The organism is Streptococcus oralis (genome assembly GCF_026782125.1).
GTDB classification, from domain to species: Bacteria; Bacillota; Bacilli; order Lactobacillales; family Streptococcaceae; genus Streptococcus; species Streptococcus oralis_CE.
The window spans coordinates 344,961-369,540 of the sequence record NZ_JAKUVY010000005.1 but is presented as its reverse complement, the minus strand read 5'-3'; the positions used below and the strand labels follow the sequence as shown (position 1 = coordinate 369,540).

The window sequence follows — 24,580 nt, the reverse complement described above, 5'->3', positions numbered from 1 at the left end:
AATCGCGAACAATCGCGATTTTTTCTTTATTTCATTTCTTTAAAAGCCGCTTCTGCATCAGCGTTGCTAATAGCACCAAATTGGATTTTTCCGATTTTACCTTGACTGTCAATCAAGTATTCCGTTGGAATACTACGAATTTGGTAGGCTTGGAAAGTAGTTGCTTGCGTATCATATAGAACTGGAATATCCTTGTAGCCTTGTTCTTGGTACCATTTTGGAAAGTCTTGAACTGTTTTTTCACCTTGTAAACCAGGTGCAATGACACTCAAGATTTCAAAGTCTCGATCTTGTTGGGCAGCTAATTCCATCAGCTCAGGCATGCTTTTTTTACATGGTCCGCACCAAGAAGCCCAGAATTTCAAATAGACCTTTTTCCCTTTATAGTCTGATAACTTGACTTCTTTACCATCCATAGACTGCAAGGTGAAGTCTGGCGCATCCTTACCAACTGCGATTTGTTGTACTGCAGGTTGTTTTGGACTGCTTGTCTGTTTGGTTTCTTTTTCACCACAGGCAATCAACAAGAATAGAGACATGAGGCTCAATCCAGCAAAAATAACTTTTTTCATTTTTTCTCCTTTTATCCAAGAATTCCTGACAAGGCATTTAACTGCCCTAGCATTAATAACAATCCCATTAAAATAATCAAAGCTCCCCCAATTTTCTTTAGTAGAATCATATGGGGTTTTAATTTACTAAAATAAGGCATAATCCAGCCCGAAGCCAAGGCCAAAACAATGAAAGGAAGGGCCATTCCCAATGTGTATACTAATGTTAACACAGCTCCTTGCCAAGCACCACTGCCACCTGAAGCTGCTAGGGCCAATACTGAACTTAAGACTGGTCCGATACAAGGGGTCCAACCAAAACTAAAGGTTATCCCAAGTAAAAAGGCTGACAGATAGTGATTAGACTTGGATTGTTTGAAGGTGACTGTCTTTTGAATCTCCAGTTTATTGAAATGCAAGATTTCCATCTGGTGAAGCCCTAAAAGAATAATGAGTATTCCCATAGCATAACGAAACCAGTCTGCATAGAGCATGTGCCCTAGGAATCCAGCTCCAAATCCTAAAATAAAGAAAATGAGGGAGATTCCTGCAATAAAGCACAAGGTCCGAATTAAGCCAGACCATGCAACGTCTCTTCCAAAAAAGCGAAAGCTTTTCGAATTTCCCAGATCATCCAGTAAAATACCAGCATAGACAGGTAGCAAAGGAAAGATGCAGGGTGAAAAGAAGGACAGGATACCTGCTAAAAAAACAGATACTAGAAATATAATCGACTCCAACGAATTACCTACTTTCTCAAAATTCTAATCCTATTTTACTACAAAAGAATAAATTTGTAAGAAGTCTGCTACGCTTATTTATTTTGACTAAAGTTGACACCAAAAAAAGGAGCTAAGCTCCTTTCATTTTAATACGTTCCTTCTTCACCTTGACTAGTCAAGATAACAGGACCGTCTTTGGTAATCACAAACTGGTGTTCATATTGGCAAGACAGGCCACCATCTATAGTCTTATGAGCCCAGCCAGTCTTCATATCTGTATCAATTTCCCAGTCACCAGTATTAATCATGGGTTCAATAGTTAGTACCATTCCTTCACGGAGGCGGAGTCCACGGCCTGCAATACCGTAGTTAGGAACCATTGGCTCTTCATGCATTGTTGGACCAACACCATGACCAACCAAATCACGAACGACACCATAACCGCGACTTTCAGCGTATTCTTGAATGGCTGCACCAATATCACCGATACGATTGCCGACAACTGCTTGCTCAATTCCTTTATACATAGCTTCCTTGGTCACATCCATCAGGTTTTTCACTTCTTCAGACGGTGTACCAACCGCATAAGCCCAACATGAGTCAGCTAAACCACCAGTATAACTTTGGGTGTATTTTTTCATTTGTTCAACATTGTTGAAGTTGAGTTTAGATACATTGAGGTCGGATTTGGCAATTGGCCCCCCCAGTACCATGTCAACCTTGAGCAAATCGCCATCTTTCAAGATGTAATGACGTGGAAAAGCGTGAGCTACTTCGTCATTGAGAGAGCAACAAGTGGCATAGGGATAATCCATGACAGCACCATCCACACCAATCTGTAAAGGAAGGAAATTCTCCTCTTTACAACGTCGACGAACGTACTCTTCAACTTCCCACATATCCACGCCTGGCTTAATCAAATCACGTAAGCCAATATGGATACTTGCTAGGAAATCACCAGCCTTGTCCATGGCTTCGATTTCACGTGCTGATTTTAAAGTTATCATTTTTTCTCCTAGATTCTAATTAATTTTAACCGTAACATTTGCTTTTGAAACAATCTGATGCCCATGATAAATATCATAATCAATAATAGCTGAGCGTCTTGTGTGATGAATAATGCGAGCCTGAATTCGCAGAGTATCATCAATCTGAACAGCCTGCAAGAAATAAATCAACATCTGCTCTATGATAAGATTGCGCCCGCTATTGACAACGAGGTCTTGGGTCATATGGTTGAGGATTTCAGCCAAGACTCCATTAGCAAGGACACCATTTTTCTCCAGCATGAAGGGCTCAACAGTAATGACGACTTCATCATGATGATAAGAGAGTTTTTGCCCGATTTGCTCTGAAAAAGTCGGCAAAGCTGAAACCTGAGAACGACTCATCTTTTCCATGACATCTCGTCGTGTTACGACACCGAGTAGGGTTTGGTTGCTTCTGACAACAGGAACCATCTCAAAGTCTTCTGCAATCATTCGTTGACTGACATTGGCAATATTGGTCGCTAAGCCAGTTACGAAGATACTACGTGTCATCACCTTATCAATCGTAGTGCTGGGGGATTTATCTCCTGCGTCACGCATAGTAACAACCCCAACAACCACTTGGTGCTGATTAATGACTGGGAAACGACTACTTCTGTTCTTACGGACCAAATCTAGATAGTCTTTGACTGTATCCGTTTCTCTCAAAAAACCATACTCATGACTGGGACGATAGAGCTTTTCGACTGTCAGAATATCGGTTTTGATTTGAACATTTGAGAGGGCTTTGTTAATCATGGTCGCTACTGTAAAAGTGTCATGTTTACTTCTTAGAACTGGAATCCCCTTTTTATTAGCCAACTCAAGAACATCGTCCTGCACATGAAAACCACCCGTTACAAGGACTGCATTTTCATTTTCCAAGGCTAAAAGTTGAATACGAGTACGGTCACCTACGATCAAAAGACCGCCATCATGGAGATAGGACAGGATATTTTGCTCTGTCATAGCCCCAATGGAGAATTTGCTAAACTCTCTCTCAAGCCCTTCCTGACCAGCTAAAACTTCAGAGGAGGTGACTTCAGCAATTTCAGCATAGGTTAGCCTCTCAATAGCCACTTTCTGGGACTTGACTCGTATAGTTCCACTACGTGGCCGAGTTTCAACGATGCCACGATTTTCAGCTTCTTTGATAGCTCGGTAGGCTGTTCCGTCACTAACACCTAGGTGATTTGAAATACTACGAACACTAACTCTCTTCCCAATTGGTAACTCTTCCAGATAAGACAAAATTTCCTGGTGTTTACTCATTGAACTCTCCTTTTACGTAACGAAATTCAAGATAGTCCCTCATTTTTCGTGTATAGCGATCGCTCCCCTTAAACTGTCGGAAGAGACTAAATCCCGATTTTAAGGCTACTTTTTGGCTAGCTTGATTCTCCAGATGAGTGATGATGGATAATTGTTTTAAACCAAATTCTTCAAAAGAAAGGTGACAGAGTTTGCTAACAGCCTCTGTCATATAACCTTGTGACCAAGAATCTTTTTTTAAGAAGTAACCAATTTCTGCTTCTTTTTTGATTTCATCAATCTTTTCAAATTTAATGGAGCCAATCATTTCCTGATTTCCTTGGAGACAAATTGCCCAAACCCCTAGAGGATTCTTCATAAAATAGTTAGCAAGGGCGTACTGACTTTCTTCCAAACTTGCTTGACTGGGAAAAATAAACTGCAAATTCTCAGGGTTTGAAGCAATCTCGAAAAACGCTTGACTGTCACTAAAAAAGAAAGGACGCAAATACAAGCGCTCCGTTTCAAAAAAAGAAAACATTGCTAATTTGGTCCAAATATTCATAATCACCTCAACGGCTTAGTCTTCAACGAGTGTAATATCCGCTCCAAGACTACGCAATTTTTCAATAATATCTGAGTAGCCACGAAGGATAAACTCAATATTCGTAATTTCAGTCTGGCCTTGAGCCATTAAGCCAGCGATGACAAGTGCAGCACCAGCTCGCAAGTCTGTAGCTTTTACACTTGCCCCGTGTAACTTACGACCACCGTTGTAGATAATGTGATCGTTTGTAGTCGTAATATCTGCATCCATTTTCGCTAATTCAAAGACATGATTAACACGTTTCTCATAAATCGTATCAATAATGGTTCCACGACCTTGGGCAGTTAGTAAAAGTGGCGTGATAGGCTGTTGCAAATCGGTTGCGAACCCTGGATAGGGTGCTGTTTTGATATTAATGGCCTTCAAATCGGACTGTTCTTCAACGAAGATGCTGTCTTCTGAGACCGTCATACGAACGCCCATTTCCTCTAGTTTGGCGATAAACCCTTCTAAGTGTTCATAGAGAACGTTGTTAATACGAATTCCTTTTCCTACCGCTGCAGCAAGTGAAATATAGGTTCCAGCTTCGATACGGTCTGGAATAACCTGATGACGCGTTCCATGAAGTTTCTCGACACCATCAATAATGATAATATCAGTTCCTGCACCACGAATATGGGCCCCCATATTGTTCAAAAGGGTAGCGACATCAATAATTTCCGGTTCACGAGCCGCATTTTCAATGACAGTACGTCCCTTAGCTTTAACCGCAGCAATCATCGTGTTAATCGTTGCACCTACACTGACGGTATCCATGTAAATACTTGCGCCATGAAGCCCCTTACCTTGGGCAGATAAATTCATATTATCTCCCTCATAGCTGACCTTAGCACCCATGGCTTCAAAGGCTTTTAAGTGAAGGTCAATCGGACGAGGCCCCAGATCACATCCACCAGGAAGTCCAACTGTAGCTTCACCAAAGCGACCTAAAAGACTTCCGTAGAAATAATAAGAAGCACGCAAGCTATTAATCTTGCCATAAGGCATAGGAATGTTTTGAACACCTCTTGGATCAATCTCCAAGACATCCTCATAACGCTTAACAGTCGCCCCCATAATTTCCATGATTTCGACAAGACTAGCAACGTCTGAAATATCTGGAACACAATCTAAAGTGACAATATCATCTGATAAGATAATAGCTGGAATAAGCGCTACAACACTATTTTTAGCACCACTAATGGTGATCTCACCTTGCAATGGACGTCCACCATTGATGACAATTTTTCTCATGTTATACTCTTTCAAAATTTACTAAAAAGGTCTTTTCATTCTATTATATCATAATTTTCAGTTTTTTCCCATTCCTATTTACTAAATACCATCTCATTTTGATAAAAAAAGACCTATCACTCAAGCTTTTCAGCTTGAAATGATAGGTTTTTGTGTTAGATTAACGTACTGTACGGATACGCATTGTGTTTGTACGAACAGCTTCGCCAAGTGGTACACCTGCAACGATAACAATATCATCACCAGATTCTACCAAACCTTGCTCAACTGCAATTCTTTCAGCGAGATCAAACATATCATCAGTGTTTGATGGGCGATCAGTTGTTACTGGGATAACTCCCCAGTTAAGCATCAAACCACGCTGAGTCAATTCATCGAAAGTGATTGCCAAGATATCAGCATCTGGACGGTATTTAGAAATCAAACGAGCAGTGTGACCTGTCTTAGTAAGAGTAACCACCAACTTGATATTCATAGAGTTTGTCGCATCCTTAACAGCTGAAGCCATAACCTCAGTCTTAGAATTACGTGACAAGTTAACAGACGACAAGCGACCGTATTCTTTTAAAAGAGTTTGAGCATTTTTGTCAATAGTTGCCATCGTAGTAACTGACTCAAGTGGATATTTACCATTTGCAGACTCACCTGAAAGCATTGTAGCGTCGGTTCCGTCGATAACAGCGTTAAACACGTCTGATACTTCTGAACGCGTTGCACGTGGTTTTTCAGTCATAGTTTCAAGCATGTTTGTTGCTGTGATAGCGACTTTACCAGCTGCATTTACTTTTGTGATAATCATTTTTTGGTAAACTGGAACCATTTCGAATGGTACTTCAATACCCATGTCACCACGGGCAATCATGATACCATCAGCTACTTCAAGGATTTCATCCAAGTTATCAATACCTTGTTGGTTTTCGATTTTCGCGAACAATTGAACATGCCCGTTTCCAGTTTCTTCACAGATTGCACGAACTTCGTTCACGTCTTTCGCAGTACGTACGAATGAGATCGCGATGAAGTTAATACCTTGTTCCAAACCGAAACGGATATCATCGTTATCACGTTCAGCAAGTGCTGGGAAAGGAATTTTAGTGTTAGGGATGTTAACTCCTTTTTGTTTAGCGATAATTCCGTCGTTTTCCACTTCAACTTCAAATTCACGAGTTGCATCGTCTTTAGCAACAACACGAAGACCAAGTTTACCATCGTCAACCAATACTTGGCGACCAACTTCAACATCATCGTAGATGTCAAGAGCACCAGCAACGTTCAAAGCAATCACATCACGAGTTGATTTGATTCCTTGTTTAGTTGCAACACGGATTTTTTCACCAGTTTTGTAAGAGTACTCTTTTGCGTCACCTTCAAACAATTCTGTACGGATTTCAGGTCCTTTAGTATCAAGAAGGAAACCAACTTTTTTACCTGCAAGTTTCTCAGCAAGTTTAACAGTTGCCATACGCTCACCTTGTTCTTGGTGGTCACCATGTGAGAAGTTGAAACGGAAAGTGTTTGCTCCTGCTTCAATCAATTTAGCAATATTTTGAGCTGAAGCTTCAACGTCAAGTTTTTCACCCCAGTATCCGTCTTCACCGAATTTTTTACCACCACGGATTTCAACCGCAGGACCTAAAGTTGCAACGATTTTTACACGTTTGTTCATGATTTTTGTGACTCCTTTATATAATTCGACCTTTTAAGGTCATGTTACCAAATTAATGAAAGTTGATTAGGACAAGCTCTTGTTCAAAGCAGAAAGTTCAAGATCAGCTTTATGAGGGTTGTTAACAACGATCTTACCATCAGCTGTTAGACTAAACAAAGCTCCCTCTTCTGCTGTACCAAGAATTGGATTCTCAACCATTTTTTCGTTACGGATACCAACAGCGACACCACCAATTCCCTCTTTAAGGAGTTTAACAGCGTGTGCACCCATACGTGATGCCAATACACGGTCGCGAGCGGTTGGTGAACCACCACGTTGGATGTGTCCAAGTTCAGTTACACGAAGGTCGCTTGTATCTCCAGCTTCTTTTAGTTTTTGACCAAATTCAGCTGCCGACATAACACCTTCTGCCAAAACGATAATGTTGTGTTTTTTACCGTGTTCATAACCAGCTTTGATGCTTGCTACGATATCTTCCATCTTGAAACCTTCTTCAGGGATGATGATTTCGTCAGCACCAGTTGCGATACCTGCCCAAAGAGCGATATCACCAGCGTTACGTCCCATTACTTCAACAACGAAAGTACGACGGTGACTTGATGATGTATCACGAATCTTATCGATTGCATCCATTGCAGTAGTAACTGCAGTATCAAATCCGATTGTGAAGTCAGTACCTACGATATCGTTATCGATTGTACCTGGAAGCCCAATAGCAGGGAATCCATGCTCAGTCAAGCGCATAGCTCCATGATAAGAACCATCACCACCGATAACAACGACACCTTCGATACCGTGTTTTTTCAATTGCTCAATCCCTTTAAGTTGGCCTTCAAGTTGTGCAAACTCAGGGTAACGAGCAGAGTGAAGGAAAGTACCACCACGTGAAATGATGTCTCCTACTGAAGCAGCATCAAGTGGATAAATTTCACCGGCAACCATACCTGCGTATCCATCATAGATACCAAAAACTTCCATTCCTTCTGAGATTGCTTGGCGAACTACCGCACGGATGGCAGCATTCATACCAGGGGCGTCTCCACCACTGGTTAAAACAGCAATACGTTTCATTTGGTTATGCTCCTTTTTCTTTTAACATTCTTACTGATTATACCACATTTAATTGGAAAATTCTTCTATTTTCCGTATTTTTAGCGATAAATCGTTTTCATAGCAATTCCCTCTAATTTTTCCTGTAGAGCAGAATCTTTTCTTACAAAATGTTGAGTAGAAACAACCGTTTTTTGTTCCTCTTCATACCTGATAATGACAGGAATTGGGCCTTTGTATTGTTCTAGGATATTTGAAATCTCTTTATCGTATTCATGATTTTTAACTTGAATCCAGAATCGTTCCGCTACTGCTTCTTTCAAATCTTGTGCAATCATTTGCAGACGACCATCTCGAGATTGAACTTTGCCATTGATGTAGTAAAATTTCCCTTCGGATAAAATGGATGCAAATTTTCTATATTGGTCTGAAAATACAGTTACATCCATCCGAGACTTACTATCATGAACCTGTAAAAAGGCCATACTCTCGCCTTTTTTGGTTCGAATGACTTTTATTTTTTGTACTTCAACTAGAAGGGTTGCTTGACTCCCCTCAGTAAGAGTAGCAATGGGTGTCATTGGATAAAGGGCCTGTTTGGCAAGTGTTTGTAAAGGATGAGCACTGATACCAACCCCGATTAGTTCCTGCTCCTTGTAAAATTTCTCTGCCTCAGTAAAATCATCCACTTCTGTCCAACTATAGCTTGCATCTGCAAAGAGACCACCCAACTCCTCAACAAAAACAAATAGGTTTGGTAGGTTCACTAAGATTTTCTGGCGATTCTTGTCAAATTCATCAAAAAGCCCTAGTTCAACCAAAGGAGTCAAAAGCGACAGTTTCTTGTAATTCTTGGGAAGACGTGTGACAAAATCTTCAATGCATGAGAAGGGACGATTTTCAATAATCCAATAAGACAAATCTCTTGGCATGCCCTTAATGGCTTTTAGACCAAGATAGATTTTCTTCTGAGCAATTTTATCATGATAGGGAATGCTGTTGATTGCTAACCGAGCAACTTCAAAGCCCATCTGCAATGAATCTACAATGTAATCACTGCTAGAATAATTCAACATAACTTGAAAGAAAATAGCAGGATAATGGGTTTTAAAATAAGCAAGTTGGAAAGCAAGGGCTGAATAGGCATAGGCGTGGGATCTGTTAAATCCATAGCCCGCAAACTTTTCCATCACTGCAAAAACTTGGTTTGCTTTCTCTTCTGTATGCCCAAGTTTCATAGCTCCTGTGATAAAATCTTCCTTCATCAGATGCATCTCTTTTGCATTTTTCTTACCCATGGCACGTCTGAGAATGTCGGCTTTACCAAGACTGAATCCTCCAAAGCGCTGAGCTACCTGCATGACTTGCTCTTGATAGAGCATAATACCGTAGGTTGATGACAGGATGTCTTCCAATGTAGGATCCAGCACTGTCACCTTTTCTTTGCCATGCTTTCGAGCTACAAAATTATCGATATAATCACTTGCACCTGGTCTATTAAGGGATGTCGTTGCTACCACTTCTTCGAAGACTTGTGGTTTGACCCGTTTCAACAGTCGAATGGCTCCTGGTTGTTCAAATTGGAAAATTCCTTTCGTATTTCCAGCTGCAAAGAGGGCTAGAGTTTCTTTGTCTTCCAAATCAATCTCTTCGATTTTCAGATGAATACTTTCTGACTCAGCTAGTAATTCCTGCATTTTTTGGACAAAAGTTAGGTTACGCAGACCTAGGAAATCCATTTTTAAAAGACCATTAGCTTCAACTGCATGAGCATCATACTGGGTGATCAGCATGTCCTCACCGTATTTGAGCGGAATATAGTCCGTCAAATCTTGGTCACTCATAACGACCCCAGCTGCATGAATAGAAGTCTGACGAGGATACCCTTCAATCTTTCGAGCAATCTCAAAAGCTTTTTGGTATTCAATCTTACTATTGATGACCTGCCTAAACTGCAAATTTTTTTCATAGGCTGTCGTTAGCGTATCTCGGAAACTGATTTTTTTCGTAATATTTGTTAATTCGTACTCTGGAACGCCATAGCGTTTGAAAACATCACGAATTGCTTGTTTTGCTCCAAAGGTCGAATAAGTGACAATCTGTGCCACATGTTGACTACCATAGCGATCACGAACATAACGAATGAACTCTGGTCTATAAAGGTCTGGAATGTCGATGTCGATATCGGGCATGGTGTAACGCTCACGATTTAAAAAGCGCTCGAAAATCAGGTTCTTCTCAACTGGGTCAATCCCTGTAATATCCAGTGAGTAAGCCACCAGACTACCAACAGCAGACCCACGCCCCATTCCCATATAGTAGCCTTGGGAACGTCCAAAACGGAGCAAATCCCAAACGACAAGAAAATAGTCGTCAAATCCCATATCATGAATCACAGCTAATTCCTCATTCAGTCGCTCATGATAGATAGCTGAGGTTAGCCCCTTGTCACTCAAGCCTTGCTCAGCTCTCTCTCTAAGTTCTTCCACCGCTGGTCTTTCAGGATTAAAGCGAGGAAGTTTTAAACTTGGGTCGATTTGATAGCTTACATTCTCTATCAAATCCTGGAGATTAGCAAGTGCCTGAGGAAAATGATTTTTAAATCTTGCTTCTAAGTCTGAGGCTGGTAAAAAAATCCCTTGTTGTGAATGCACATCTACTTCTCTTAGGCTGACATTGTCCTTGACTGCTGACAAGATTTGTAAAACCTGTAGGTCTTCTTTTTCAAAAGAGTTGACTGGGTAGAGTGGAAGAATGGGTCTGGTAAAGACTTCTTGAGGAGCATCTGGACTGACACCGATAAAATAATCATGCCCCAAATCCAGCTGTTCGACCCCATTAAAATAGGGAACAATAATGGCTACATCTTCGAGGTGGCTGGTGAAGTCAGACCAATTTTTCCGTCCAGTCATTTTTAAAGTGGATAACTTCATCAACTCTTGATACCCTTTAGTGGATAGAGCTAGAAAACGGAAAGAAATATTCTCCTCATCTTTGATCAAGGACATTTCAAGACCAATTAAAGGTTGGATTCCATATTTTCGAGTCACTTCTAAAAAATGATAAGCCCCATAGAGATTATCCACATCCATGATAGCAAGGTGAGAATAGCCATACACTTTAGCTGTTTGTACATATTTTTCAATCGAAACCACACTTTCCATAAAACTATAAACAGTCTTGGTGTCGAGCTGTGCAATCATTTCTTCTCCTCCTTGCTTTCGTTTTACTACTATTATACCATTTTAAGTTTTAAGTTGGATATTGAAGCTACTCTGCTCTTCCTTTTCAATATCATCAGTAACAAACTTCTTCTCTTCTTCTCTTCTTATTTTCTTACTGTTAAATTCTTCATTTCTCAGAGGAAAGAAATAAAAAATTAATATCATATGATAGTTTTAAATGTAAATTTAGATATATTTATACCAAACGAAGTATAACAAAGATAGAAGCTATATGCAGTTTTACATATAAAAATCTCTAGAAAAAGGCTTACTTCTACGGTATTTATTCAGCATTTTATAATAACTTACCAAATTGATATGCTGGTTTAAGAAATTTATTTCATTTAAGTTTATTTATTCCATTTTTCCCTCTTTTTTGATATAATAAATCCAGTTTGTTTTCAAAGGAGAGAAACATGCGTTTTAATCAATTCAGCTATCAACCAACCACTAGTTCTCAACGATTTGAGGAATTAGAAAATCTTGGTCTAAAGCTGTCACCCCAATTGTCCTTAAAAAGACAGTTTGAAGACTTCATTCGTTGGAGTTTTTTCACTTATTCTAACACGGATTATGTCTTGTCCACATTAGCTGCGGATAAAGAAACAGATTTAGTAACCTTTTTCCAGTCAGACCGTGAGTTAACTGAGGAGATTTTCTACACAGTAGCTTTTCAACTTTTAGGATTTAGCTATCTTGTTGACTTTGAGGATGCCGAACAGTTCCGTAAAGAAACTGATTTTCCTATTGTTTATGGAGATTTGATTGAAAATCTTTATCAGTTACTCAATACGCGAACGAAAAAAGGAAATACGCTCATCGATCAGCTTGTTAGTGACGGACTCATTTCAGAAGATAATCACTATCAATACTTTAACGGTAAGAGCTTGGCAACCTTCTCTACTCATGATGTCATTCGTGAAGTCGTCTATGTAGAGAGCCGTGTGGATACTGATAAAGACGGACTCCCTGATTTAGTCAAAGTCAGCGTTATTCGCCCGCGTTACGATGGTCAAGTACCTGCTCTTATGACTGCCAGCCCTTATCACCAAGGGACCAATGACAAAGCCAGTGACAAGGCTCTCTACAAAATGGAGGGAGAACTTGAGGTCAAACCTCCCCACACCATTGAACTTGAGGAGCCTGAGATTGATTTTGTCGAGCCTCATGGTCAAGCAGAAGTCGTCTTAGAAGCTGAAGAAAAGCTATCTCACATCAATAGCTCATATACTCTCAATGACTACTTCCTCCCACGTGGATTTGCCAATCTCTATGTATCAGGTGTTGGAACCAAAGATTCTCAAGGTCTCATGACCAATGGGGACTACCAGCAGATTGAAGCTTATAAAAATGTCATTGATTGGCTCAATGGTCGTTGTCGTGCTTTCACGGACCACACGCGCAAACGTCAAGTTAAGGCTGACTGGTCAAACGGGAAAGTCGTAACAACAGGAATTTCCTATCTCGGCACCATGTCTAATGGTCTCGCCACCACTGGTGTTGATGGCTTGGAAGTGATCATTGCGGAAGCAGGTATTTCCTCTTGGTATAACTACTATCGGGAAAATGGTCTGGTGACCAGCCCAGGTGGATACCCAGGTGAGGATTTTGACTCACTTGCTGAATTGACCTACTCCCGCAACCTCCAAGCTGGTGACTATATTCGTGGCAATGAAGCTCATCAAGCAGACTTAGAAAAGGTAAAAGAACATTTAAATCGCAATACTGGTGACTACAATCAGTTTTGGCATGACCGCAACTATCTGCTCAATGCTCATAAGGTTCAAGCTGAGGTCGTCTTTACACATGGTTCCCAGGATTGGAATGTCAAACCTCTTCATGTTTACCAGATGTTTCATGCCCTTCCTAACCATATCAATAAGCACCTCTTTTTCCATCATGGTGCCCATGTCTATATGAATAACTGGCAGTCGATTGACTTCCGAGAGTCCATGAATGCCTTGTTAAGTAAGAAATTGTTAGGACTTGACTCAAGCTATCAACTTCCGACTGTCATCTGGCAGGACAATACCGAACCGCAAAGATGGCAAGGTCTTGATGACTTTGGCAAACAGGATGAACTGCATACCTTCTCTCTTGGTAATGAGGAAAAAGTGATTCAAAACCATTATGATCAAAAAGATTTTGAGCGTTATGGCAAGACTTACCAGACCTTTAACACTGAACTTTACCAAGGAAAAGCTAATCAGATCACCATTGACCTTCCAGTAAGTCAAGACATTCACTTAAATGGGCGAGTGGAGCTGAAACTTCGTGTCAAATCGAGTACGAACAAGGGCCTATTATCAGCCCAACTGTTAGAACTTGGACAAAAGAAATATCTACAGCCTTATCCAGCTATTTTAAGTGCTAGAACCATTGATAATGGTCGTTACCATATGTTAGAAAATCTCTGTGAACTACCATTCAACCCAAGTGCCCAACGTGTCCTCACCAAAGGCTACCTTAATCTTCAAAATCGAACCAATCTCTTGACGATTGAAGAAATCCAATCAAATGAATGGATGGACTTCAAGCTAGAGCTTCAACCAACTATCTACAAACTTAAAGAAGGAGATTCTCTCCGTTTAGTTCTCTACACAACAGACTTTGAGATTACAATTCGAGATAATACAGACTATCAGTTAACTGTTGATTTAGCACAGTCTAGTCTTATCCTACCTTGTCAAAAGGTATAATATCCCAGACTTTCAATATGGAAATATTCCAAGGAAAAGTCAATCAAATTGACCATTGAACTTCTTATAACCAAGGTTTTCCACTTGAACAGTCGAATCAAAAATAAACTTCGTATCAAATTCAGTTCAAATAAGGGTTTTTTAGAAGCCCCTAGACAGAACTTGGACAAAAGATACTAACACCCCTAACCAACATGTGTCACCATTTATCATATACGCTACTAGACCACATGTTGGAAAATCTCTGTGAATTGACATTTAGAGTAAATTCACAACAAGCCGTGACAAAAAGCTAACCAAATTGAATGATTCACTGTCATTAAAGAACATCAATGTAGATGAACAGATTGCTACCCAGTTTATCTGCACCCAACTAGTGACAAGTTAAAAGAAGGAGAATCTCTCCATCTAGTTCTTTATCCTACTGACTTTAAAATCATCATACGTGACAATACCGCCTACCACCCGACTGACATTTTCGTTCAGTCCACGCTACTGTACCTTGTAAAAGGAGTACTTACTTTATGAACAAATCAGAACACAGACACCAACTTATCCGCGCCCTCGTTTCAAAAAACAAAATCCACACTCAAGCTGAATTACAAGCCTTATTAGCGGAAAATGATATCCAAGTTACTCAGGCTACCTTATCACGCGATATCAAAACCATGAACCTTTCAAAAGTGCGCGAAGAGGATAATTCTTATTATGTGCTAAATACAGGCTCTATCTCCAAATGGGAAAAACGTCTTGAAAATTATATGGAAGATGCTCTTGTTATGTTGCGTCCTGTGCAACACCAAGTTATTTTGAAAACTTTACCCGGTTTAGCCCAATCGTTTGGATCTGTAATTGATTCCTTAGCCTTTCCAGATGTCGTTGCAACCCTTTGTGGTGACGATGTCTGCATGATTATCTGTGAAGATGCTACAAAAGCGCAAGCTTGTTTTGAAAGTCTTAAAAAATATGCACCACCATTTTTCTTTAGTGAATAAAACAAATCCCGTGATCAAAAGATCACGGGAATTTTTTATTTCTTTGACTGTGTTTCTTCTTTCTTTGTACGTGCCAATCGAAGAGCGCGTTTAGGATTGAGACGATTAAACAATTCTTCTAGTTTCTTTTCATTCCATACATCTGCTGCAGAAACAAAATTTCCATCTGCATCTCGGAATGATATCGGTTTATCTCCCATATCAATCTCCTAGTCTACAAATTCAAACTCAAATTTGCCGATTCGTACCAAGTCTCCATCCTTAGCTCCACGCGCACGAAGGGCTTCGTCAACCCCCATACCACGTAACTGACGAGCAAACTTCATGACTGACTCATCACGGTCAAAGTTGGTCATGTTAAAGAGTTTCATGAGTTTCTCACCAGAAAGTACCCATGTCGCATCATCGTCGCGGCTAATTTCAAAGGCTTTTTCTTCCTCATCAAAGCCATAGTAAGCTTCTTCTTCCATATCAGATTCATCATAGAGCAAGAATTCAGGAGTTTTATCCAACAATTCAGCTGTCGCATCCAAAAGAGTAGCCAACCCTTGCTTGGTTAAACCAGAAATCGGGAAGATGGCTGGTAGTTCTTCAAACTCGTCGTAGTTAGCTGCCAATTTCTTCTTGAAGGCTTCCAGATTTTCCTGACTTTCGGGCATGTCCATCTTGTTGGCTACGATGATCTGTGGACGCTCCATCAGACGAAGGTTGTATGATTCTAATTCCTTATTGATAGCAAGGTAGTCCTCATAAGGATCACGCCCTTCGCTAGCCGACATATCGATGATATGAAGGATCACGCGTGTACGCTCAATATGTCGAAGGAACTGAGTTCCCAAGCCAACACCTTGACTAGCTCCCTCAATCAAACCTGGAAGGTCTGCAACTGCAAAGGACTCACCTGACTGTGTACGAACCATACCCAAATTAGGGACAATGGTCGTAAAGTGGTAGGCACCGATTTTTGGTTTGGCTGAAGTAATGACACTAAGTAAAGTTGACTTTCCAACAGATGGGAAACCGACTAGACCAACATCTGCTAAGATTTTCAATTCCAGTTGCAACTCACGTTCTTGCCCTGGTTCTCCATTCTCAGAGATTTCAGGTGCAGGATTTTTTGGAGTGGCAAAACGGATATTTCCACGACCACCTCGACCGCCATGAGCCACGATAAATTCTTGGCCATGCTCAATCAAATCTGTAATGACTTTTCCTGTCTCAGCATCACGTACAGTCGTTCCTTGTGGTACGCGAACACGAAGGTCTTCTGCACCACGCCCATGCATTCCTTTGGTCATCCCTTTTTCACCGGAATCAGCCTTGAAATGACGGTTATAGCGGAAATCCATCAAGGTACGCAAGCCTTCGTCTACTACGAAAACGACGTTACCTCCACGTCCACCATCACCACCCCAAGGACCGCCATTAGGGACATATTTTTCACGGCGAAAGGCAACCATGCCATCGCCACCATTACCAGCCTTGACCTTAATCTTGGCTGTATCTAAAAACATACTCATATTTTCTTCTCACTTTAAAAAGGCTGGGGAGAACCCAGTCATTAGTTATTGTTTCTATCCTCGCATCTTGCTTAGAATCTGCTAAAAGCTCCAAGCGCAGTTGCAAAGATACCAGCAAGGGTTACAAACAACATGATGAGCACGATAACAAGTGTCACCTTTTCAAACAATGTTTTTTTACGTTTTCCGTTATCTCCAAAAGCCATAGTTTCTCCTTTTCACTCTATAATTTTAATTTAATATTCTGTAGAAACAGGTGCAATTGCCCACAAAATCAAATAAGCAAGAACCCCTGCTCCATAACAAAAGGCTAGAACTCCCCAAATCACTCGGACAATCGTCGGATCAATATCAAAATAGTTGGCAACACCGGCGCAAACGCCTCCAATTTTTTGATCTTTCCCACTTCTCATAAATTTTTTCGCCATCTTTTATTCCTCCTTTTTTACTTTTTGTTAATCTTTCCAGTAGTCTCGCATACTGGACAACTGTTTTTTAGACGCCTTCAGAATGCGTTTAGATTCTTTTACAGGAGCGCTGACTGCTTGTTGAGGTAGATATAAAATGGTTTTTAGAAAACGTTGACTCATAGGTTCTCCATCGAGCAATTCTTGTTCAAAATTATTTGAAATAATCGCATCAAGGTAAAACTCATGAACTCGTTTCCCAAAATTCTCAGCCGAAATCTCATACAACTTGTCAGCCAACTTTTGCTCAACCATATTTGGAGTTGCAATCAAAGCCTCCAAGATGGCACCTGCAAGGTCCTGTTCTCCATAGTAGAGGGTTCCAAACATCTTGTCATTGATCAGATTATCCAGATAAGGATTGCCATGAGCGATGATAGGCGTTCCACTGGCTAGACTCTCTAGATAAGTCAACCCTTGGGTTTCACTAGTGGACGCAGAGATAAAGAAATCTGCCGCCTTATAGTACAAGGCTGTTTCACTTGGGGCAATCATACCAGTAAAAATCACCTGATTTTGAATTTGCAACTGGACGGCTTGTTCTTTCAGACTGTCCAGATAAGGACCGTCACCAGCAACAACCAGTTTCACCTTGTCTTCTTCTTTCAAAACCTGCTCAAAGGCGACCAGCACCGCTTGGATATTCTTCTCATAGGAGATACGAGAAAGACTTAGTAACATTTTCTCGTCTTTTTTAATCCCAAGTTTAGATCGAAGGGCAGCTAAATTCTCTTCTTTAATCTCAGGGCGTTCAAATTTTGCTAACTCAATACCAGTTGGAATAACCCGCTTTTCAACCTTGACTTTGTACTTAGATAGAAGGTCACGAACAATTTCACTAGGGCAAATCACTCCATCAACATCGTGAAGGAAGCCTCGTACCAGATATTTTACCATACTAGGCCGAATCAGCATGCCCTTAGCAATATAATGCACATAATCTTCGTACTGGGTATGGTAGGTATGAATAACAGGAATTTTCAATTCTCTCGCAATCCAAATCCCTAACAAACCAAGAGAAAATTCTGTCTGGGTATGAATGATATCTAGTTGATACTGCTTGGCGATTTCAAGCGCCTTTGTAAAACCTCGATAGGCAAATCGTCGATCCTTAAACGCAAAGAAAGGGACACTCGGAATTCGGATAATTTGCCAATCCTCGTAGCGGTTCACATCTTTATCTGTTGTTGTAAAGATAAAAACTGCATGCCCCTGCTTTTCAAGCTCAGTTTTCAAAGTCCGAATACTAGTCGCGACCCCGGAAACCTGAGGGAAATAGGTGTCAGTAAATAAACCAATTCGCATAAATTACCTCACTTTTTGCCCAAAGCAGCCTGTTCTCGATAAAAATTTAACCAGATTTCCAACAAATGCTCCTCAGAGTAATCTTTGGAAATCTCGCGAGATTTTTCTTTCAAGTCTTTCAACTTTTCAGGATGATCTTTGTATTCGAGAATAGCTTCTCTCATCTCGGAAACATCACTTGTAGCACGATAATTCCCATCAAGAATAACCTTATACAGATCCAAGTCCCTTAACATAATCGGAGCCTCGCAACTAGCGGCCTCTAAGATGGTCATAGGGAATAATTCATTGTAACTTGGTAGCAAGAATAGATCCGCCATAGCGTAAAGTTCCCTCATCCGTTCCGGTGACACAATTCCGGGGAAAATAAGATTTTCAGGTGGATTATCCATAATCTTCTTGTAGCGCTCATAACCATCTGTCATCCCACCAAATGAAAAACCACCTGCCCAGATAAAGGTAATTTCTGGCAATTCTTCAGCAAGACGGATAAAATCATCAATCCCTTTACGTTTCTGAACCTGACCCGCACCGACAACAACAAACTGATCCTCAGTTAAATCCATTTCCTGACGAAGTTTAGCTACTTGGTCAGCTGGCAGCGGATGCCATTTTTCCTTATTTACAAAGTTTGGTATATAAGTTACTTTTTCACGTGAAATACCAGCTGCCACCAAATCCTCGATAAACATGGGATTGACCACCACCAGGTGTTCCATTCGGTTGTAAAATGAAAAAACATAGCGTTTGATAATTCCCTTTAAGAAAAATGGAATTTTCAAACTTCCCTCAAGCGTATCAGGCAAAAAATGCACATAGCCAATTTTTCTCCCAGAGCGTTTCTTTTGGAATGTAGATAAATAATAGGGGAAATCAATGGTATGAAAGTGAGTTACATCTGCCTCAACAGGAAGATTCTCTGTAACAATCAACTGATCTTTGGCATCACGGTGAAGAAGACTAACCAATTCTCGATAAGCTCCTGACACTCCTTGACCAGCTACTTTTTCACTTGAACTTAGCATATTAATACGCAATTTTTCGTTTTCCATACCTTTCATTATACCATTTTATTTCTAGAAAATCAGCAAAAGAAAGAGAGACCAGAGGAAAAAGGAGGAATTTACCCTATTTTCCAATCGTCTCTCATATTTTTCTACTATTTATTTAATTCCTAGGGCGATACGTGCATAGCGACTCATTTTTTCAACCGTCCAAGCTGGATACCAGACCAATTTAACTTCGGTATTGGTTACCTCAGACACATCTGTCATCGCATCGTGTATTTGGTCTGTCAAAAGGTCAGCCAGTGGGCAGCCCATAGTTGTCAAGGTCATATCAATTTCAGTATGACCTGTTTCACCGTCAAAACGAATCTCATAAATCAAACCTAGGTTGACAATATCAATTCCCAACTCAGGATCGATGACTTCTTCCAAAGCATTTAAAATGCGTGTTTTGATCGTTTCAATTTGCTCTTCTGTATAAGCCATGTTATTCCTCACTCTAATCTTCAATAAAATCACGAAGGGGTTTACTGCGACTTGGTTGACGCAATTTTCTCAAAGCCTTGGCCTCGATCTGACGGATACGCTCACGAGTTACGTTAAAGACTTTACCAACATCTTCAAGAGTACGCATTTTCCCATCGTCCAAACCGAAGCGCAAGCGCAAGACGTTTTCTTCACGGTCTGTGAGAGTATCCAAAACTTCATCCAACTGCTCACGCAAAACGATACGAGTTGTGTAGTCTACTGGATTTTCAATCACTTCGTCTTCGATAAAGTCCCCAAGATGGCTATCGTCCTCTTCACCGATCGGTGTTTCAAGTGATACTGGTTCTTGAGCGATTTTTAGGATTTCACGGACCTTGTCAGGTGTCATATCCATACGCTCAGCGATTTGTTCAGGAGTTGGATCTTGTCCCAATTCTTGAAGGAGATTACGCTGTTCACGGACAAGCTTGTTAATGGTTTCTACCATGTGGACAGGGATACGAATAGTACGGGCCTGGTCAGCGATGGCACGAGTGATTGCCTGACGAATCCACCAAGTTGCATACGTAGAAAACTTAAATCCTTTTGAATAGTCAAACTTGTCAACAGCCTTCATCAAGCCCATGTTTCCTTCTTGGATCAAATCCAGAAACTGCATGCCACGCCCTACGTAGCGCTTAGCAATCGAAACCACCAAACGAAGGTTGGCTTCTGCAAGACGTTGTTTGGCTTCAATATCACCAGCCTCAACTGCTAGAGCCAATTCTTTTTCCTCTTCGTTGGTCAAGAGAGGAACGACCCCGATTTCCTTCAAATACATACGGACTGGGTCATTAACCTTGGCAGAAGTTGAGCCAATCAAGTCCTCATCACTGAGTTCTGGTTCTTCTTCTGCACTAAGCACACGCGCGCTTGGATTTCCTTCGTTGTCTGTGATAGAAATTCCAGCATCCTGAATCCGTTGCAAAAGGTCTTCAATGCCGTCTGCATCGAGGGTGAAAGGAATAACCAGACTTGAATTGATTTCATCATCTGTTGCTGTTCCTGTTTTTTTGTGGTTACGGATAAAGTCCGCTACTTGCACATCAAATGTGGTTACTTCTTTTTGTTTTGTTGCCATTATTACTCCATTCTTCTCTTTTGGGAAATCAATCGTTGCAATTCTTCCAAGGCTGTGTCTGTATCTCCTACATGACTAGCTTCCTGCACTTTCTTTTTAATTCTTAAGTTGTCCTTGCTGAGGAGGGCACGGTTTCGAGTCGCTTCGACTTCCGCTAGCTCTTGAGGCGACATCTCAGCTGGCAAATCCAAGCTAAGCACGTGGTACCAAGCATTTTCAACCTCAGGTGTCTGATGAGAAAGCTCCTCTGATCCGATTTCTCCCTGCTCACTTAATAATTCGTAAAGAATCTGAAATTCTGGGGTATCAAAGAAAAAATCTTCTCTTAATCTGTAGTCATTTAGAACAACTGGATTCTCAGCCATCCTATAGAGGAGATGAGCCTCTGCTCTCATGACTGCTGTCAATTGTCGCGTTACAGGTATACTAATCGCTGCTGGAGGTTGCTCCTCTTTGACTCTTTCCTGCCGCTGAACAATTCGACTTTCATTTACAATCTGCTCCACCTGTTGGTAATCAAAGGAAGGTAGATTATCCGCCAGAATGTGGATATAAGAATTCTGGGCAGTGATAGACTTTTCTTTGGCGATTAGGGGCGCAATCTTTTCAATGAACTCAATTTGCGCCTGCAAGTTATCACTATTTTCCGGCTTGAGCTGGTGAATATAGAACTCTATGGGACTGATTCGTGTCTTGGTTAAAAGGTAAGCCAGGTCTTCAGCAGAATTCTTTTGCAAATACTCATCTGGGTCCATGGCATCAGGTACTCGAACAACCTCCACCGAGAAGTCTTTTAATTCCTCTAGAGCCTTGGCTGTTGCTGCCTGCCCTGCCTTGTCACCATCATAGCTGAGAACAATTTTTTTGGTAAAGCGTTTGAGGTGGTCAACATGCTCCTTGCTTAAGGCTGTTCCCATGGAAGCCACAGCATTTTCTATACCAGCACGGTAGGCTGCGATCACATCCATGAAGCCTTCCATCAGATAGAGCTCTGTAATCTTACCTGTTCCTTTTTTTGCCTTGTCCAAATGATACAATTCGTAGCTCTTGTTAAAAATTGCAGTCGAGCGACTATTTTTATATTTGGCAGTCTGACTGTCCGTTTCTTGCCAGATACGACCTGAAAATGCAATAACCTGTCCCTTGTCATTGGTCAAAGGAAAGATGATCCGTCCAAAAAAAGTATCATAAAATTGATTACCATCTGACAGGTAAAACAGGCCAGAATCCAATAAATCCTTTTCCTCAAACTTGTCAGCCAAACGTTGATAGAGATAAGTTCTCTCTGCTGGAGCTAGTCCAATCTGGAAGTGCTTCAGAACATCGTCTGTCAATCCGCGTTTGTAGAGATAAGCCCTTGCTTCTTCTCCCATCTTTGTCGTCATGAGGATGGCATGATAAAAACGGGCAGCTTCTTCATGCATGTCATATAAAGCTTGATGAGGCGAAGCCTGTTGAGGACGAGACTGGACAGGCATGGCTAGTTGAATACCGACGCGCTCTCCTAAGAGCTGAACGGCTTCCATGAAGGACACGCCTTGGTATTCTTCGATGAACTTAAAGACATCTCCTGAACGACCACAGCCGAAGCAATGATAAAACTGCTTGTCTTCCACAACGTTGAAAGAGGGGGTCTTTTCACCATGAAAAGGACAGAGCCCTAAATAGTTCCGTCCAGCCTTCTGTAAAGAAATCACATCACCTATGACTTCCACAATGTTGGCATTGTTTTTGATTTCTTCAATGACTTGCTTGTCAACCATACACAATACCTCCATCTTATCATAGTTTCACGTAAACTAGTATAGCTTATTTCTGAAAAAAAGTAAACCATTTCATACGCTTTCCGTAATTCTCTTTGCCTTATTTTTCTAGATAGAAAGAGGAGATAAAAAACTCAGAAACACTTCCATGTTTCTAAGTTAATCTTCACTATTTTTTGATGATTATTTAACTCATCTATTCAAATAATTGATAGTAGTCTGAAATCTTCATCTTAGCTTTTTCTTCTTTATTGAGGTCTTGGATGATACGACCTTCCTTCATGACAATCAGACGATTGCCATACTTTAGTGCATCTTCCATATGGTGGGTAATCATCAAGGCTGTTAGATGATCCTTGCTGACAAAGTCATCTGTTAACTCCATCAAGGCCACACTTGTTTTGGGGTCAAGGGCTGCTGTGTGTTCATCCAACAAGAGTAACTCTGGTCGCTTTAAGGTTGCCATCAAGAGACTCAAGGCCTGACGTTGTCCACCTGATAGAAACTCAATCGGAGTATCTAGATGCTTTTCAAGACCATTTCCCACTTTTTCAATGGTAGCCTGAAACTCTTCCCTATGGCTTGAAAGTCTCCTAGGAAGGAGTCCTCTCTTCTCACCACGAAACTTGGCAATCAAGAGATTTTCCGCCACCGTCATACGGGGAGCCGTACCCATTTTAGGATCCTGAAAGACACGAGACAAGTACTTAGCCCGCTTTTCAGGTGAAAAATGCGTCACGTCCTCGCCCATGATACGGATACTCCCACTTGTTAAAGGCAAGGTACCTGCAATCGTGTTAAAAAGCGTTGACTTCCCTGCTCCATTTCCCCCTAGGATGGTAATGAAATCATGTTCGAAAATTTCAAGAGAAACATCATTCAGAATGATTTTTTCCTCATCAAAGCCATTCGTGATGACTTTGGTAGCATTTTTTAATTCTACAATTGCTGTCATTTGCTAAACTTGACTCCTTTCAGGTATTTGTTTTTGAAGGTTGGAATCATGAGGCAAACCGCCAAAATCAAGGCGCTGTACAAACGAAGATAACTTGTATTAAACCCAAGAGCAATCACTCCCCAAACAAGGAACTGATAAGCAATAGACCCTACAACGATGGTCATGAGTCGCTCTGCCAAGGTCAAACTCTTGAACAATACCTCACCAATAATCAAGCTAGCAAGCCCTACAACAATCACCCCGATTCCTCGAGAAACATCCGCGTATCCTTCTTGTTGAGCAATTAAGGCCCCTGCAAGCGCGATAATCCCATTTGAGAGAACCAAGCCCATGAGTTCCATACGTCCTGTATTGATACCAAAACTACGAGCCATATCAGGATTATCACCTGTAGCAATGTAGGCTTGACCTAGTTTGGTATCAAGGAAAAAGAGCATGAGACCAATTACAAGAGCTACAAAGATTAGTCCAGTCAGTAGTTGATTGAAATCTGAATCAAAAGGCAAGACATCCTGAATTTGCTTGGTTCCAAGAAGCCCCAGATTGGCACGTCCCATAATCATGAGCATGATGGAATGACAGGAAGTCATTACTAAAATCCCTGATAAGAGGGTTGGGATTTTTCCTTTGGTATATAAGAGACCTGTCGCCATTCCAGCTAGACAGCCCGCTCCTACTGCGGCTAGGGTTGCTAAAAATGGGTTGACTCCCTGTGTTATCAAGGTTACAGCTACTGCTCCCCCAAGAGGAAAAGAGCCCTCAGTAGTCATATCTGGAAAATTCAAAATTCGAAAAGTCATAAAGATTCCCAAACCTAAAATCGCCCAGACCATCCCCTGAGAAATAATGGATACTATCATAATCTTTCACTCATTTCTTTCTTTAGTAAAAATGGGAGGAGATGTGTCCAGCTCCTCCTTTA

The 24,580-nt window shown here is 41.0% G+C and carries 22 protein-coding genes; 2 read left to right on the top strand and 20 right to left on the bottom strand.

Going from position 1 to position 24,580, the window contains the following annotated elements; genetic code table 11:
* Positions 1-26: 26 nt before the first annotated feature.
* The 9 genes from sdbB to MK385_RS06590 form a co-directional block, all read right to left on the bottom strand.
* Positions 27-572, bottom strand: coding sequence for a thiol-disulfide oxidoreductase-associated lipoprotein SdbB (sdbB, locus tag MK385_RS06630; RefSeq protein WP_268725617.1), 546 nt, complete (start codon positions 570-572; stop codon positions 27-29).
* 11 nt (positions 573-583) lie between these two features.
* Positions 584-1,291 (bottom strand): thiol-disulfide oxidoreductase-associated membrane protein CcdA2, encoded by a 708-nt coding sequence (gene ccdA2 / locus MK385_RS06625; RefSeq protein WP_268725616.1) that lies wholly within the window; start codon positions 1,289-1,291, stop codon positions 584-586.
* Positions 1,292-1,419: 128 nt separating this feature from the next.
* Positions 1,420-2,280, bottom strand: coding sequence for a methionyl aminopeptidase (locus MK385_RS06620; RefSeq protein ID WP_000631558.1), 861 nt, complete (start codon positions 2,278-2,280; stop codon positions 1,420-1,422).
* A 15-nt stretch (positions 2,281-2,295) separates the two neighbouring features.
* Positions 2,296-3,573, bottom strand: coding sequence for a CBS-HotDog domain-containing transcription factor SpxR (gene spxR, locus MK385_RS06615; RefSeq protein WP_000033809.1), 1,278 nt, complete (start codon positions 3,571-3,573; stop codon positions 2,296-2,298).
* Entirely contained in the window at positions 3,566-4,117 is a 552-nt protein-coding gene (locus tag MK385_RS06610; protein WP_268725615.1) for a GNAT family N-acetyltransferase, read from the bottom strand. The genes spxR and MK385_RS06610 overlap by 8 nt, the downstream gene beginning before the upstream one ends.
* Before the next feature lie 15 nt (positions 4,118-4,132).
* Positions 4,133-5,392: a UDP-N-acetylglucosamine 1-carboxyvinyltransferase gene (locus tag MK385_RS06605; RefSeq protein ID WP_001227109.1), complete on the bottom strand. Its 1,260-nt coding sequence runs from the start codon at positions 5,390-5,392 to the stop codon at positions 4,133-4,135.
* A gap of 160 nt (positions 5,393-5,552) precedes the next feature.
* Positions 5,553-7,058 (bottom strand): pyruvate kinase, encoded by a 1,506-nt coding sequence (pyk, locus tag MK385_RS06600; RefSeq protein ID WP_268725614.1) that lies wholly within the window; start codon positions 7,056-7,058, stop codon positions 5,553-5,555.
* A 66-nt stretch (positions 7,059-7,124) separates the two neighbouring features.
* Positions 7,125-8,132: a 6-phosphofructokinase gene (gene pfkA, locus MK385_RS06595; RefSeq protein ID WP_268725613.1), complete on the bottom strand. Its 1,008-nt coding sequence runs from the start codon at positions 8,130-8,132 to the stop codon at positions 7,125-7,127.
* Between the two features lie 80 nt (positions 8,133-8,212).
* Positions 8,213-11,314 carry a DNA polymerase III subunit alpha gene (locus MK385_RS06590; RefSeq protein WP_268725612.1) on the bottom strand — a complete coding sequence of 1,034 codons (3,102 nt, stop codon included), beginning with the start codon at positions 11,312-11,314 and terminating at the stop codon, positions 8,213-8,215.
* A gap of 437 nt (positions 11,315-11,751) precedes the next feature.
* On the opposite strand from MK385_RS06590, the gene MK385_RS06585 reads away from it, so the two are divergent.
* Complete coding sequence (locus tag MK385_RS06585; RefSeq protein WP_268725611.1) at positions 11,752-14,034, top strand: Xaa-Pro dipeptidyl-peptidase; 2,283 nt, start codon at positions 11,752-11,754, stop codon at positions 14,032-14,034.
* A 524-nt stretch (positions 14,035-14,558) separates the two neighbouring features.
* Positions 14,559-15,029 (top strand): arginine repressor, encoded by a 471-nt coding sequence (locus tag MK385_RS06580; RefSeq protein WP_049477502.1) that lies wholly within the window; start codon positions 14,559-14,561, stop codon positions 15,027-15,029.
* Between the two features lie 35 nt (positions 15,030-15,064).
* Here MK385_RS06580 and MK385_RS06575 read toward each other — a convergent pair whose 3' ends face one another.
* From MK385_RS06575 to MK385_RS06525, 11 genes are all read right to left on the bottom strand, one after another.
* Positions 15,065-15,229 (bottom strand): hypothetical protein, encoded by a 165-nt coding sequence (locus MK385_RS06575; protein WP_000502578.1) that lies wholly within the window; start codon positions 15,227-15,229, stop codon positions 15,065-15,067.
* Between the two features lie 9 nt (positions 15,230-15,238).
* Positions 15,239-16,549, bottom strand: a complete 1,311-nt coding sequence (obgE, locus tag MK385_RS06570) for a GTPase ObgE (protein WP_268725610.1) — start codon at positions 16,547-16,549, stop codon at positions 15,239-15,241.
* 71 nt (positions 16,550-16,620) lie between these two features.
* On the bottom strand, positions 16,621-16,755 hold the full coding sequence (locus MK385_RS06565; protein ID WP_045591560.1) for a DUF4044 domain-containing protein: 135 nt from the start codon (positions 16,753-16,755) through the stop codon (positions 16,621-16,623).
* A gap of 30 nt (positions 16,756-16,785) precedes the next feature.
* Positions 16,786-16,977, bottom strand: coding sequence for a PspC domain-containing protein (locus MK385_RS06560; protein WP_001074501.1), 192 nt, complete (start codon positions 16,975-16,977; stop codon positions 16,786-16,788).
* Between the two features lie 27 nt (positions 16,978-17,004).
* Entirely contained in the window at positions 17,005-18,321 is a 1,317-nt protein-coding gene (locus MK385_RS06555) for a glycosyltransferase family 4 protein (protein ID WP_129312724.1), read from the bottom strand.
* A gap of 8 nt (positions 18,322-18,329) precedes the next feature.
* Complete coding sequence (locus MK385_RS06550) at positions 18,330-19,382, bottom strand: glycosyltransferase family 4 protein (RefSeq protein ID WP_412079889.1); 1,053 nt, start codon at positions 19,380-19,382, stop codon at positions 18,330-18,332.
* A 102-nt stretch (positions 19,383-19,484) separates the two neighbouring features.
* A complete protein-coding gene (locus MK385_RS06545) occupies positions 19,485-19,814 on the bottom strand; it encodes a metal-sulfur cluster assembly factor (RefSeq protein WP_268725608.1) in 330 nt (109 codons plus the stop codon).
* Between the two features lie 13 nt (positions 19,815-19,827).
* Entirely contained in the window at positions 19,828-20,937 is a 1,110-nt protein-coding gene (gene rpoD, locus MK385_RS06540; protein ID WP_000201892.1) for an RNA polymerase sigma factor RpoD, read from the bottom strand.
* 2 nt (positions 20,938-20,939) lie between these two features.
* Positions 20,940-22,700: a DNA primase gene (gene dnaG / locus MK385_RS06535; RefSeq protein WP_268725607.1), complete on the bottom strand. Its 1,761-nt coding sequence runs from the start codon at positions 22,698-22,700 to the stop codon at positions 20,940-20,942.
* Positions 22,701-22,896: 196 nt separating this feature from the next.
* Positions 22,897-23,655: an ABC transporter ATP-binding protein gene (locus MK385_RS06530; protein WP_000125419.1), complete on the bottom strand. Its 759-nt coding sequence runs from the start codon at positions 23,653-23,655 to the stop codon at positions 22,897-22,899.
* Positions 23,652-24,518: an ABC transporter permease gene (locus MK385_RS06525; RefSeq protein WP_084947830.1), complete on the bottom strand. Its 867-nt coding sequence runs from the start codon at positions 24,516-24,518 to the stop codon at positions 23,652-23,654. Before MK385_RS06525 ends, MK385_RS06530 begins: the two co-directional genes overlap by 4 nt.
* Between the last annotated feature and the right edge of the window lie 62 nt (positions 24,519-24,580).

Excerpts from the sequence above, each read along its gene's own strand:
- sdbB (WP_268725617.1), bottom strand. The coding sequence starts at position 572 with ATGAAAAAAGTTATTTTTGCTGGATTGAGCCTCATGTCTCTATTCTTG.
- MK385_RS06620 (WP_000631558.1), bottom strand. The coding sequence starts at position 2,280 with ATGATAACTTTAAAATCAGCACGTGAAATCGAAGCCATGGACAAGGCT.
- spxR (WP_000033809.1), bottom strand. The coding sequence starts at position 3,573 with ATGAGTAAACACCAGGAAATTTTGTCTTATCTGGAAGAGTTACCAATT.
- MK385_RS06610 (WP_268725615.1), bottom strand. The coding sequence starts at position 4,117 with ATGAATATTTGGACCAAATTAGCAATGTTTTCTTTTTTTGAAACGGAG.
- MK385_RS06605 (WP_001227109.1), bottom strand. The coding sequence starts at position 5,392 with ATGAGAAAAATTGTCATCAATGGTGGACGTCCATTGCAAGGTGAGATC.
- pyk (WP_268725614.1), bottom strand. The coding sequence starts at position 7,058 with ATGAACAAACGTGTAAAAATCGTTGCAACTTTAGGTCCTGCGGTTGAA.
- pfkA (WP_268725613.1), bottom strand. The coding sequence starts at position 8,132 with ATGAAACGTATTGCTGTTTTAACCAGTGGTGGAGACGCCCCTGGTATG.
- MK385_RS06590 (WP_268725612.1), bottom strand. The coding sequence starts at position 11,314 with ATGATTGCACAGCTCGACACCAAGACTGTTTATAGTTTTATGGAAAGT.
- MK385_RS06585 (WP_268725611.1), top strand. The coding sequence starts at position 11,752 with ATGCGTTTTAATCAATTCAGCTATCAACCAACCACTAGTTCTCAACGA.
- MK385_RS06580 (WP_049477502.1), top strand. The coding sequence starts at position 14,559 with ATGAACAAATCAGAACACAGACACCAACTTATCCGCGCCCTCGTTTCA.
- MK385_RS06575 (WP_000502578.1), bottom strand. The coding sequence starts at position 15,229 with ATGGGAGATAAACCGATATCATTCCGAGATGCAGATGGAAATTTTGTT.
- obgE (WP_268725610.1), bottom strand. The coding sequence starts at position 16,549 with ATGAGTATGTTTTTAGATACAGCCAAGATTAAGGTCAAGGCTGGTAAT.
- MK385_RS06565 (WP_045591560.1), bottom strand. The coding sequence starts at position 16,755 with ATGGCTTTTGGAGATAACGGAAAACGTAAAAAAACATTGTTTGAAAAG.
- MK385_RS06560 (WP_001074501.1), bottom strand. The coding sequence starts at position 16,977 with ATGGCGAAAAAATTTATGAGAAGTGGGAAAGATCAAAAAATTGGAGGC.
- MK385_RS06555 (WP_129312724.1), bottom strand. The coding sequence starts at position 18,321 with ATGCGAATTGGTTTATTTACTGACACCTATTTCCCTCAGGTTTCCGGG.
- MK385_RS06550 (WP_412079889.1), bottom strand. The coding sequence starts at position 19,382 with ATGAAAGGTATGGAAAACGAAAAATTGCGTATTAATATGCTAAGTTCA.
- MK385_RS06545 (WP_268725608.1), bottom strand. The coding sequence starts at position 19,814 with ATGGCTTATACAGAAGAGCAAATTGAAACGATCAAAACACGCATTTTA.
- rpoD (WP_000201892.1), bottom strand. The coding sequence starts at position 20,937 with ATGGCAACAAAACAAAAAGAAGTAACCACATTTGATGTGCAAGTAGCG.
- dnaG (WP_268725607.1), bottom strand. The coding sequence starts at position 22,700 with ATGGTTGACAAGCAAGTCATTGAAGAAATCAAAAACAATGCCAACATT.
- MK385_RS06530 (WP_000125419.1), bottom strand. The coding sequence starts at position 23,655 with ATGACAGCAATTGTAGAATTAAAAAATGCTACCAAAGTCATCACGAAT.
- MK385_RS06525 (WP_084947830.1), bottom strand. The coding sequence starts at position 24,518 with ATGATAGTATCCATTATTTCTCAGGGGATGGTCTGGGCGATTTTAGGT.